We start from the raw sequence: 11,762 nt of genomic DNA, 5'->3' as shown, positions 1-11,762 counted from the left end.
GGAGTCCGCGTGCGGACAGGCAGGAAACCCGACATGAACACCGGGTGAAAGACCGCGCAAAAGACGGCCGCGAAAGGTACCGGGCTAGCGCGCGCCGAGTTCCTCGGCCACGAGGAACGCCAGCTCGAGCGACTGCATGTGGTTGAGTCGCGGGTCGCAGAGCGACTCGTAGCGCGTGGCCAGGTCCGTCTCGTCGATCTGCTCCGAACCGCCCAGGCACTCCGTGACGTCGTCGCCGGTGAGCTCGATGTGGATGCCGCCCGGGTAGGTCCCCGCCGCACGGTGCGACTCGAAGAAGCCCTTGACCTCGTCGACGACGTCGTCGAAACGACGGGTCTTGTAGCCGTTCGGGGTGGTGAGTCCGTTGCCGTGCATCGGGTCGGTCACCCAGAGCGGGTTCGCATCCGCCTGCTTGATGGCCTCGAGCAGCGGCGGCAGGGCATCCCGCACCTTGCCGGCGCCCATGCGGGTGATGAAGGTGAGGCGTCCCGGCTCGCGGTCGGGGTCGAGCTTGTCGATCAGGCGCAGCATGTCGTCGATCTTGGTCGTCGGGCCGAGCTTGACGCCGATCGGGTTACGCAGGCGGGACATGTAGTCCACGTGGGCGCCGTCCAGGTCCCGCGTGCGCTCCCCGATCCAGAGGAAGTGCGCCGAGGTGTTGATCGGTGTGCCGTTGCGGGAGTCGATGCGCGTCATCGGGCGCTCGTAGTCCATCAGCAGGCTCTCGTGGCTGGTGTAGAACTCCACGCGCTTCAGCTCGTCGAAGTCGGCGCCGGCCGCCTCCATGAACTTGATGGCCTTGTCGATGTCGTGGGCCATCTGCTCGTAACGCACGTTGGCCGGGTTGCGGGCGAAGCCCTGGTTCCAGCGGTGCACCTCGCGCAGGTCGGCGAAACCGCCCTGGGTGAAGGCGCGCACGAGATTGATGGTGGAGGCGGAGGTGTGGTAGCCCTGTACGAGCCGACGCGGGTCGGCCTCGCGCGATTCCGGAGTGAAGTCGTAGCCGTTCACGATGTCGCCGCGGTAGGCCGGAAGGGTCACATCGCCGCGAGTCTCGGTGTCGCTCGAGCGCGGCTTGGCGAACTGGCCGGCCATGCGACCCATCTTGATCACCGGGGTCGAGGCGCCGTAGGTGAGCACTACGGCCATCTGCAGCACGGTCTTCACGCGGTTGCGGATCTGGTCGGCGGTGGCCCCGGCGAAGGTCTCCGCGCAGTCCCCGCCCTGGAGCAGGAACGCGTTGCCGCTGGCGGCGGCGGCGAGCCGCTCGCGCAGCACATCCACCTCGCCGGCGAAGATGAGCGGCGGGAGGGTCGCGATCTCGTCGGAGGCGGCCTGCAGGGCCGTGGAGTCCGGCCACTGCGGCTGCTGCTTGATGGGGAGAGTGCGCCAATAGTCGAGCCCGGCAATCACGGAAGGATCGGCAATTACCACGGGATCTTCGAAACGACTAAGCACGAAAAGAATTCCTCAATGCGACGGTGCTGGCGGTGGGTGTGGGGCCGGGGCCCGATTTGCCAGCCTACCGGCTTGCCGAGCCCTGCTTTTCCTTAACCGAAGTGGCATAGACATCCACATATTCCTGGCCGCTCAGGCGGTCGAGCTGGTACATGATCTCGTCGGTGATCGAACGAAGGATGAAACGGTCGCCCTCCATCCCCTCGAACCGGGAGAAGTCGAGCGGTTCGCCGATCACGATTCCGATGCGGCGCACCTTGGGCAGGCGGCGTCCGATCGGCATCACCTTCTCGGTGTCGATCATCGCCACCGGCACCACGGGAACATGGCCCTCCAGAATCATGCGGGCGACTCCGGTGCGGCCCCGGTACAGCCGGCCGTCCGGGCTGCGGGTGCCCTCCGGATAGATGCCGAGCACCTCGCCGCGCGCGAGAACGCCGAGACCGGTCTGCAGCGACGCCTCGGAGGCCTTGCCGCCGGACCGGTCGATGGGCAGCATCCCCGCCGCGGTGAGGAAGTTGCGGATGAACCAGCCCTTGATGCCCTTGGCCGTGTAGTAGTCGCTCTTAGCGAGGAAGCTGATGCGCCGGTCGATCACGAGCGGAAGGAATACCGAGTCGATGAACGAGAGGTGGTTGCTCGCCATGATCACGCCGCCGGTGCGGGGGATGTTGTCGTGGCCGGTGACCCAGGGCCGGAAGGCGGTCTTGAGAATCGGCCCTACGACCAGGTTCTTCATGAACCAGTAGAACATCGACACCACCTTTGAGAGACGAATCTCAGTTTAGCGGTGCCCGCGCGGCTCGGAGTGTCGGAGGGCCCGCGGTCAGGCCCGACTCGCCGCGTGCAGCCGGGCCAGGTCGGCCGCACCGACCACGCCGGCGTCGTTCACGAGTTCGGCGATCACGAAGGCGGGCTCCGGGTGGAAGCCACGGGCGGGCAGATGGGAGAGGTACGCCTCGCGGATCGGGTCGAGCAGGAGGTCGCCGGCGACGGACACCCCGCCGCCGAAGACGAACACCTGCGGATCGAGCACCGCGCTCAGCGACGCGCAGGCCTGGCCGAGCCAGTGCCCGAGTTCGCGAAGCGCCTGCAGCGCCCCCGCGTCGCCGGCCACGATGAGGGCCGCGACGTCCGGTCCGGTCAGCGCACCCTTCTGCTCGCGAACCGTGGCGAGGCCGAGACCGATCCCGCCGACGTCCGCGATGGCGTTGGCCATGCGGAGCAGGGCGCGGCCGGAGCCGTACTGCTCGATGCAGCCGCGGGCCCCGCACCCGCAGGGGAGGCCGTCCGGAACGACGCGCATGTGCCCGAGCTCGGCTCCCGCGCCGAACCCGCCCCGGAACAGGCGGTCCTGGGTGACTATGGCGCCGCCCACTCCGGTGCCGATGGTGAGCATCGTCATGTCACTCACGAGCCGGCCGGCGCCGAAACGGAACTCCGCCCAGCCGGCGGCGTTCGCGTCGTTGTCGATGGTGATGTCGAGGTCGAGACGCTCGGTCAGTCGCTGTCGAAGCGGCTCGTGTCGCCAGCTGATGTTCGGCGTGTAGTAGACGATGGACTGCGCGGCGTCGATGAAGCCGGGGGCGGCGACCCCGGCCGCGGTCACCTCGTGCCCCTCCCGGAGCTTTTCGATCATCGCCACGACGGCGTCGACGATCGCGTTCGAGTCTCCGGCCTGCGTTGCCACGCGGTCCTCGGCGATGATCTCGCCCTCCTCGCTCACGAGGGCCCCGGCGATCTTGGTTCCGCCGATGTCAATTCCAATTGCGTGCACGAGCGCGGGACCTTTTCTTGGTGTTACGGAAGGAATGGCATCCTGACAGGCGGCGAAATGTCGCCCGGATGCACCACCTAGAGTTTAGGCAACGAGCAAGGCTCCCCGCCACGCGCTCAGGTTCGCCAGAGCACGGCGGGTAGGCTTGAATCATTGAATTGACCGGTGCCAAGGGAGTTGCCGTGGAACAGTACGACGTGCCAGCCGTAGTCGAGGCCGACCCGCAAGCGAACGCGACAGACCTGCTGATCGACCGTGTCACCGCCACCCCGGACCTCGCGCTCTTCGCGCTTCCGACGGCCGACGGAGGGTGGACGGATGTCACGGCAGCCGAATTCCTTCGCCAGGTCGTGGCGCTCGCCAAGGGGCTCGTCGCCTCCGGAATCCAGCCGGGCGACAAGATCGGGCTGATGTGCAAGACCCGCTACGAGTGGACGCTCATCGACTTCGCCACCTGGTTCGCCGGCGCCGTCCTCGTGCCGGTGTACGAGACCTCCTCCCCCACGCAGGTGCAGTGGAACCTGTCCGACTCCGGCGCGATCGCCATGATCACCGAGACGCCCGACCACTTCGCACGGTTCGACGAGGTGTACGCCGACCTCCCCCTGATCGAGACGGTGTGGAAGATCAACCTCGGCGACCTCGACAAGCTCGCCGCGGCCGGCACCGCGGTGACCGACGAGGAGATCGAGCGTCGGCGCACGATCGCGAACGGCGCGGATCTCGCCACCCTGATCTACACGGCGGGCACGACCGGCAGGCCCAAGGGGTGCATCCTCACCCACGCCAACTTCGTGGAGTTGTGCCGCAACTCGGCGAAGGCGATCCCCGAGGTCGTGAACACGAGCTCGAGCACCCTCCTGTTCATCACCACCGCGCACATCTTCGCCCGTTTCATCTCCCTGCTCTGCGTGCACGGCGGGGTCAAGGTCGGCCACCAGGCGGACACGAAGCAGCTGCTGCCCGCGATGCAGTCCTTCAAGCCCACCTTTCTCCTCGCGGTGCCGCGGGTGTTCGAGAAGGTCTACAACTCGTCGGAGCAGAAGGCGGAGTCCGGCGGCAGGGGCGCGATCTTCCGCCGGGCCGCGGCCGTCGCTATCGAGCACTCGAAGGCGCTCGACGCCGGGTCGGTGCCCTTCGGCCTCAAGGTACAGTTCGCCGTGCTCGACAGGCTCGTGCTCTCCAAGATCCGGTCGGCCATGGGCGGCAACGTCAAGTTCGCGGTCTCCGGATCGGCCCCGCTCGGGCTTCGACTCGGCCACTTCTACCGCAGCCTCGGCATCACGATCCTCGAGGGCTACGGGCTCACCGAGACGACCGCGCCCATCTCCGTGAATCTCCCCTCCAAGTTCAAGATCGGCAAGGTGGGCCCGCCGCTGCCCGGCGTCTCGGTGCGGATCGCGGCGGATGGCGAGATCCAGGCCAAGGGAGTGAACGTCTTCGACGGCTACTGGAAGAACCCCACGGCCACGGCCGAGGCGTTCGACGGTGACTGGTTCAAGACCGGGGACATCGGCGAGTTCGACGAGGACGGCTACCTGTCGATCACGGGTCGCAAGAAGGAGATCATCGTCACGGCCGGCGGCAAGAACGTCTCCCCCGCCCAGCTCGAGGATCCGATCCGGGCGAACCCGATCATCAGCCAGGTGGTGGTGGTGGGCGAGCAGAAGCCGTTCATCTCCGCCCTCGTCACCCTCGACGAGGAGATGCTGCCGGTGTGGCTCAACAACATCGGCGAGGATGCGACCCAGTCGATCGACGAGGCGCGCAAGAATCTCAAGGTGATCGCCGAGGTGCAGCGGGCGGTCGATGCCGCGAACGCCACCGTGTCCCGCGCGGAATCGATCCGCAAATTCGTGATCCTGCCGAAGGACTTCACCGAGGCGACCGGCTACCTCACGCCCAAGCTCAGCGTCAAGCGCAACGAGGTGCTCAAGGACTTCCGCGACGTAATCGAGAGCATGTACCAGGGTGCTCCCGCCACGGAAGGCATCTCGACCTAGAACCAGGGCGCCTGACGGATCTGGGACATCGCCTCGCGCCGGACGTCCTTCTCGAGGCCGTCGATGTAGAGCTTTCCATTGAGATGGTCGGTCTCGTGCTGCAGCGCCTGCGCCATCACCCCGGTGCCGCTCAGTTCGATCGGCGTGCCGTGGATGTCCGTGCCCGTCACGCGTGCGAACGGGTACCGCAGCCGCTCGAAGTAGAACCCCGGAATCGATAGGCAGCCCTCGTCGACGAGTTCCGGTTCGCCGGACACCTCCACGAGCACCGGGTTGAGGATGTACCCGATCTTGCCGTCGACGTTGTAGCTGAACGCCCGCTGGTTCACGCCGATCTGCGGAGCGGCCACGCCCGCCCGACCCGGCACCTTGACGGTATCGAGAAGGTCCTCGACCAGACCGGTCACGTCATCCGACGGCCGGATCGGGTCGGACACCGTCTTCAACACCGGGTCCCCGAAGATCCTGATCTGTCGTTCCGTCATGCCGTGGTGTTCCGTTCTGTGTGCTGGGCGACTGGCGTGTGGGGCGCGGCCTCGGCAGGGGCGGCGAGCACCATCAGCGGGTCGTCGATCGAGTTGCCTCGCCGACGACCGCGGTGTCGAACTGCCGCGACCCGGAGTATTCAGCCACCCTGGCGCGCGGGCAGGCCGTCGGTCACGAGCGCCGCAAGTTCGAGCGCCGAGGCCTTGGTGAGGGGCTTCAGGTCCTTGTAGTTGATCACCGAACCGGCGGCGAGTTGCGGGTCGTACGGAATCCGCACGATCTCGCGAACGCGCGACTTGAAGTGCGCCTCGATCTCCTCGAGTTTGACGAGGTTGGTGCCCTGCGTTGCGGTGTTGAGTGCGACGATCGCGTTGCGCACCAGATCGCCGTAGCCGTTGGCCTCGAGCCAGGTGAGGGTCTCGGAGGCGAGGCGCGCCTCGTCCACACTCCCGCCGGAGACGATCACGACCGAGTCCGCGCGCTGCAGCGTGGCACGCATCACCGAGTGCACGATGCCGGTTCCGCAGTCGGTGAGAACTATCGAGTAGAACCGGGCGGCGAGATCGGCCACCACGTTGTAGTCGTTCTCGTCGAAGGCCTCGGACAACAGCGGATCGGTGTCGGAGGCGAGGATGTCGAGCCGGGTCTCGTCCCGGGAGACCATGGTGGTGAAGTCGTTGAAGCTCGTGATCGTCGGAGCCATCGTCACGACATCCCGCACCGTCGACCTGGTCTGCTTGTTGACCCGCTCGGAGAGAGTGCCCCTGTCGGGGTTGGCGTCGATCGCGATGATGCGGTCCTCGCGGGTCTCGGCCAGGGCCATTCCCAGGAGCGCCGTGATGGTGGTCTTTCCGACGCCGCCCTTGCGGGTGAGCACCGGGATGAAGCGGGCTCCGCCCTCGAACCTCTTGTCGATGCGAGCCTCGACGGCCTTGCGGGCGATCACCTTGGGAGAATCACCGAGGTTCACGAGATGGAGGGTGACGGCGTAGACGAAGGCGTTCCAGCCGCCCTCCGGCCGTCCGCGCAGCCGACGCTTGCGGCCGATGAGGCGGTCCGGGGTGAGCATGGATGCCGCCTCGGGCGAGGTGGACACCTCGCCGCGCAGGCGACCGCGGCGCGTCGATCCGCGATCGTCGCCAGCGGGAAGTTCGGGGATCACCGGAGGTTCCGGTTGCTTCTCCACCACCTTTGGCGGCACGACGGTGATCGACATCGTCGACGGCTCGGCGGTCTCGATCGCCCCCGGGTTCACCGGAACCTCCACGATCGCGACGGCGAGTTCGTCTTCCGGTGCGGCGTGAACCGTGGTCGGAAGGCTCACCTCGATGGTGAGGCTCTCCGGCAGGCGCGATGCGATGTCCCGGGATGGGGAGTCGATGAGGTCGACGGAAGCAGCGTTGTCGGCGCCGAGGCTCGCCTCGTGGTCGTCCGACTCATTGCGTTTAGTTGTCATGACAACACCACCCTTCGCTACTAGAGAACCCCTTATTTTACCCTCACGCCAGCCCCACCCGGGGGCGCGGCCGTTCCGGCTGTGGATCGGGGGCCGCGTCAGCTGGTCGTGACCTCCAGCAGAAGGTCGCCGGCATCCACCTGCTGGGTCTTCGGAACGGCGAGGCGCCGCACGATTCCGCCGACCGGCGTCGTGATCGCGGCCTCCATTTTCATCGCCTCGATCGAGGCCACGGCCTGCCCGGCCTCGACCGCGTCGCCCTCTGCCACCTGCAGGGTGACGACTCCCGAGAACGGGGCGGCCACCTGGCCCGGCCGGGCCGGATCCGCCTTCTCCGCCGCCTTGCTCTCGACGGTGATTCCCCGGTCCCGCACGAAGACGGGACGCAGCTGTCCGTTGAGGATGGTCATCACGGTGCGCATGCCCTTGTCGTCGGCCTCGCCGATCGCCTCGAGTCCCACGAAGAGGCTCACGCCGCGATCGATGTGGATCGCGTGCTCGGTGCCCTGGCGCAGACCGTAGAGGTAGTCGACGGTGTCGACCACCGACAGGTCGCCGTAGAGCTCCCGCACGTCTTCGAACTGCTTGGTCGGTCCGGGGAAGAGCAGGCGGTTCAGGGTCGCCCGCCGTGAGGCGGCGTCGCCGGCGAGTCCGGCGCGGGCGGCGTCCGAGATCTCCTCGACGCCGATCTTCACCTTGCGCCCAGCAAGCACCTTGGTGCGGAACGGCTCGGGCCAGCCGCCGGGCAGGTCGCCGAGCTCGCCGGCCATGAAGCCGATCACCGAGTCCGGGATGTCGTACTTGTCCGGATTCTCCTCGAAGTCCTTCGGATCGGCGTTCGCCGCGGCCAGGGAGAGTGCGAGGTCGCCGACGACCTTCGAGGACGGCGTGACCTTGGGCGGCCGGCCGAGGATCTGGTTCGCGGCGGCGTAGAGGTCCTCGATCTTCTCGAACTGGTCGGCGAGACCGAGCGCCATGGCCTGCTGGCGCAGGTTGGAGAGCTGGCCGCCGGGGATCTCGTGCCGGTACACGCGGCCGGTCGGGCCAGGCAGGCCGGATTCGAACGGCTTGTACGCGTGACGCACGGCCTCCCAGTACGGCTCGAGGTCGGAGACCGCCTTGAGCGACAGCCCGGTGTCCCGGTCGGTGTGGGCGAGGGCCGCGATGAGCGCCGACGCCGACGGCTGGCTGGTGGTTCCCGCCATGGGCGCGCTTGCGACATCCACGGCATCCGCCCCGGCCCGGCTCGCCGCGAGCAGCGTCGCGAGCTGGCCGCCGGCGGTGTCGTGGGTGTGCACGTGCACGGGCAGGTCGAACCGCTCCCGCAACGCCGCCACGAGCTTCTCGGCCGCTCCGGCGCGCAGCAGGCCGGCCATGTCCTTGATGGCGAGGATGTGCGCCCCGGCCTCGACCATCTGGTCGGCGAGCCTCAGGTAGTAGTCGAGGGTATAGAGCGTCTCGGCCGGGTCGAGCAGGTCGCCGGTGTAGCAGAGCGCCACCTCGGCGACGGCGCTGCCGGTCGCGAGAACGGAGTCGATGGCTGGCCGCATCTGGGACACGTCGTTGAGAGCGTCGAAGATGCGGAAGATGTCGACCCCGGTGGATGCCGCCTCGCGCACGAACGCGTCGGTCACCTCCGTGGGATACGGGGTGTAGCCCACGGTGTTGCGGCCTCGCAGGAGCATCTGGATCGCCACATTGGGCAGGGCCTCACGCAGCGAGGCGAGCCGGTCCCACGGGTCCTCGCCCAGGAATCGTAGCGCGACATCGTAGGTCGCGCCGCCCCAGGCCTCGACGGAGAGCAGCTCCGGTGTCATCCGCGCCACGTACGGCGCGACGGCCAGCAGGTCCTTGGTGCGCACGCGGGTGGCGAGCAGGGACTGGTGGGCGTCGCGGAAGGTCGTCTCGGTGACGGCAAGCGCGGTCTGGGCGCGCAGGGCTGACGCGAAGCCGACCGGACCGAGCTCGAGCAGGCGCTGCCGCGACCCGGCCGGGGCGGTCGCCGAGAGGTCGATCGACGGCAGCTTGACGGCTGGGCTGATGATGCCGGCGCCGTCGCCGTTCGGGTGGTTGACCGTGACATCCGCGAGCCAGTTGAGGATCTTCGTTCCGCGGTCCTTCGACTGGTGGGTGAGGAACAGCTCCGGTCGCTCCTCGATGAAGGCGGTGCTGAGATCCCCCGCCACGAAGGACGGGTCGTCGAGCACGGCCTGCAGGAACGGGATGTTGGTGGACACCCCGCGGATGCGGAATTCGGCCAGTCCCCGCTTGGCGCGGGCGACCGCGGCCGGGAAGTCGCGGCCGCGGCAGGTCATCTTCACGAGCATCGAGTCGAAGTGCGGGCTGATCTGGGTGCCGGGGTCGATGGTGCCGCCGTCGAGGCGGATGCCGCCCCCGCCCGGCGAACGGTAGGTGGTGATCTTGCCGGTGTCCGGGCGGAATCCGGCCGCCGGGTCCTCCGTGGTGATGCGGCACTGCAGCGCCGCGCCGCGCAGGCGGATGCTGTCCTGGCCGAGACCGAGCTCCTTGAGCGTCTGGCCGAAGGCGATCCGCATCTGCGACTGCACGAGGTCGACGTCGGTGACCTCCTCGGTCACGGTGTGCTCGACCTGGATGCGGGGGTTCATCTCGATGAAGACGTGCTGGCCCTTGCGCTCCCCCGCGGTGTCGAGCAGGAACTCGACGGTGCCGGCGTTGACGTAGCCGATCGACCTGGCGAACGCGATGGCGTCGCGGTACATGGCCTGGCGCACGTCCTCGTCGAGGTTGGGAGCCGGTGCGATCTCGATCACCTTCTGGTGTCGGCGCTGCACCGAGCAGTCCCGCTCGAAGAGGTGCACGGTCTCCCCGGTGGCGTCGGCCAGGATCTGCACCTCGATGTGCCGCGGCCGCACCACGGCCTGCTCGAGGAACATCGTGGGATCGCCGAAGGCGCTGTCCGCCTCGCGCATGGCCTCGACGAGCGCGGCCTTCAGGTCCTGCTTGCGCTCGACCCGCCGCATCCCCCGGCCGCCACCGCCCGCGACGGCCTTAGCGAAGATCGGGAATCCGATCGCGTCGGCGCCGGCCAACAGCTCGTCGACGTCGCTCGAGGCCGGCGTGGACTTGAGCACCGGCACCCCGGCGGAGATCGCGTGCTCCTTGGCGGTGACCTTGTTGCCGGCCATCTCGAGCACGTGCTGCCCTGGGCCGATGAAGGTGATGCCGGCCGCCGCGGCGGCCTCGGCGAGCTCGGGATTCTCGGACAGGAATCCGTAGCCGGGGTAGATGGCGTCGGCCCCGCACTCCTTCGCCACCCGGATGATCTCCGAAACGTCGAGATAGGCGCGCACCGGATGCCCCGGCTGGCCGATCTGGTACGCCTCGTCCGCCTTCAGCCGGTGCATCGAATTGCGATCCTCGTATGGGAAAACCGCTACGGTCTGCGCTCCCAGTTCATACGCGGCCCGGAAGGCCCTGATTGCGATTTCGCCACGGTTGGCAACGAGGATCTTCTTGAACATCTGGTCCTTTCGGAACACGGGTCAGCAGAATTTCAGGATCGCACGCGACCCGCCGGTACACTGCCACTCCGCCACGCCAACATTTAGGTTCTTTAAGACTAGTGAAGGTATCGTCTCTACTTGTGCATGTACTCAGCGTCAGCTCCCTCAAGGGCGGGGTCGGCAAGACCACGGTGACGCTCGGACTCGCTTCCGCAGCGTTTTCGAAAGGTCTCCGTACCCTCGTCGTCGATCTCGACCCCCAATCCGATGTGTCGACCGGTATGGACATCAATGTCGCCGGCCACCTGAACGTCGCAGACGTTCTCGCGTCGCCGAAGGAGAAGATCGTGCGCGCCGCGATCGCGCCGAGCGGCTGGACCAAGGGTCGCGCCGGCAAGATCGATGTGATGATCGGCAGCCCGGCCGCCATCAACTTCGACGGACCGCACCCCAGCATCCGCGACATCTGGAAGCTCGAGGAGGCGCTCTCGACCGTGGAGGGCGACTACGACCTCGTGCTGATCGACTGCGCACCGTCGCTCAATGCCCTGACCCGCACCGCCTGGGCCGCGTCAGACCGGGTCACCGTCGTGACCGAGCCCGGCCTGTTCTCCGTGGCGGCCGCCGACCGTGCCCTGCGCGCGATCGAGGAGATCCGCCGCGGCCTCTCCCCCCGCCTGCAGCCGCTCGGCATCATCGTGAACCGCGCCCGCGTGCAGTCGCTCGAGCACCAGTTCCGCATCAAGGAACTGCGGGACATGTTCGGGCCCCTCGTCCTCAGCCCGCAATTGCCGGAACGCACCTCGCTGCAGCAGGCGCAGGGCGCCGCGAAGCCGCTGCACGTCTGGCCGGGCGAGAGCGCCCAGGAGATGGCGCACAACTTCGACCTGCTGCTGGACCGCGTGCTCCGCACCGCCAAGATCGGCGAATACGCCGTAACCGCGTAGCGCACTTCCTGGCCCGAGCGACGGCACTCACCGCCACGGCCCCTGCATCCGGCTTACCGGCTTCCGGCTTCCGACTTCCGGCTTCCGGCTTCCGAAATCCATGCATTCTTCGGCGACACGCTTCACATTGCGCGGCCGCGCGGCGTGTCG

At 67.7% G+C, this 11,762-nt stretch carries 8 protein-coding genes; 2 read left to right on the top strand and 6 right to left on the bottom strand.

Annotated elements, in window-relative coordinates:
• Positions 1-84 precede the first annotated feature (84 nt).
• The 3 genes from FVP33_RS09145 to FVP33_RS09135 form a co-directional block, all read right to left on the bottom strand.
• On the bottom strand, positions 85-1,413 hold the full coding sequence (locus FVP33_RS09145; RefSeq protein ID WP_147783404.1) for a class II 3-deoxy-7-phosphoheptulonate synthase: 1,329 nt from the start codon (positions 1,411-1,413) through the stop codon (positions 85-87).
• A gap of 109 nt (positions 1,414-1,522) precedes the next feature.
• A complete protein-coding gene (locus FVP33_RS09140; protein WP_147783351.1) occupies positions 1,523-2,212 on the bottom strand; it encodes a lysophospholipid acyltransferase family protein in 690 nt (229 codons plus the stop codon).
• A 72-nt stretch (positions 2,213-2,284) separates the two neighbouring features.
• Positions 2,285-3,235 (bottom strand): ROK family glucokinase, encoded by a 951-nt coding sequence (locus FVP33_RS09135; RefSeq protein WP_147783350.1) that lies wholly within the window; start codon positions 3,233-3,235, stop codon positions 2,285-2,287.
• A 182-nt stretch (positions 3,236-3,417) separates the two neighbouring features.
• Between FVP33_RS09135 and FVP33_RS09130 the strand changes: the two genes are divergently transcribed.
• Positions 3,418-5,238 carry an AMP-dependent synthetase/ligase gene (locus FVP33_RS09130; protein ID WP_147783349.1) on the top strand — a complete coding sequence of 607 codons (1,821 nt, stop codon included), beginning with the start codon at positions 3,418-3,420 and terminating at the stop codon, positions 5,236-5,238.
• Here the strand turns inward: FVP33_RS09130 and FVP33_RS09125 are convergent.
• The 3 genes from FVP33_RS09125 to FVP33_RS09115 form a co-directional block, all read right to left on the bottom strand.
• On the bottom strand, positions 5,235-5,723 hold the full coding sequence (locus tag FVP33_RS09125; protein ID WP_147783348.1) for a peptide deformylase: 489 nt from the start codon (positions 5,721-5,723) through the stop codon (positions 5,235-5,237). The genes FVP33_RS09130 and FVP33_RS09125 overlap by 4 nt on opposite strands.
• Positions 5,724-5,863: 140 nt before the next feature.
• Positions 5,864-7,180 (bottom strand): MinD/ParA family ATP-binding protein, encoded by a 1,317-nt coding sequence (locus tag FVP33_RS09120; protein ID WP_147783347.1) that lies wholly within the window; start codon positions 7,178-7,180, stop codon positions 5,864-5,866.
• 98 nt (positions 7,181-7,278) lie between these two features.
• Complete coding sequence (locus FVP33_RS09115; protein WP_147783403.1) at positions 7,279-10,683, bottom strand: pyruvate carboxylase; 3,405 nt, start codon at positions 10,681-10,683, stop codon at positions 7,279-7,281.
• Between the two features lie 122 nt (positions 10,684-10,805).
• Between FVP33_RS09115 and FVP33_RS09110 the strand changes: the two genes are divergently transcribed.
• Positions 10,806-11,612: a ParA family protein gene (locus FVP33_RS09110; RefSeq protein WP_147783346.1), complete on the top strand. Its 807-nt coding sequence runs from the start codon at positions 10,806-10,808 to the stop codon at positions 11,610-11,612.
• The last annotated feature ends 150 nt before the right edge of the window (positions 11,613-11,762 follow it).

Source organism: Lacisediminihabitans profunda, assembly GCF_008040105.1.
In the GTDB taxonomy this organism is placed as follows: domain Bacteria; phylum Actinomycetota; class Actinomycetes; order Actinomycetales; family Microbacteriaceae; genus Lacisediminihabitans; species Lacisediminihabitans profunda.
This window is presented reverse-complemented; position numbering and strand designations above follow the sequence as displayed.

Coding starts and splice junctions, on each gene's coding strand:
- FVP33_RS09140 (WP_147783351.1), bottom strand. CDS start 2,212: ATGTTCTACTGGTTCATGAAGAACCTGGTCGTAGGGCCGATTCTCAAG.
- FVP33_RS09125 (WP_147783348.1), bottom strand. CDS start 5,723: ATGACGGAACGACAGATCAGGATCTTCGGGGACCCGGTGTTGAAGACG.
- FVP33_RS09120 (WP_147783347.1), bottom strand. CDS start 7,180: ATGACAACTAAACGCAATGAGTCGGACGACCACGAGGCGAGCCTCGGC.
- FVP33_RS09115 (WP_147783403.1), bottom strand. CDS start 10,683: ATGTTCAAGAAGATCCTCGTTGCCAACCGTGGCGAAATCGCAATCAGG.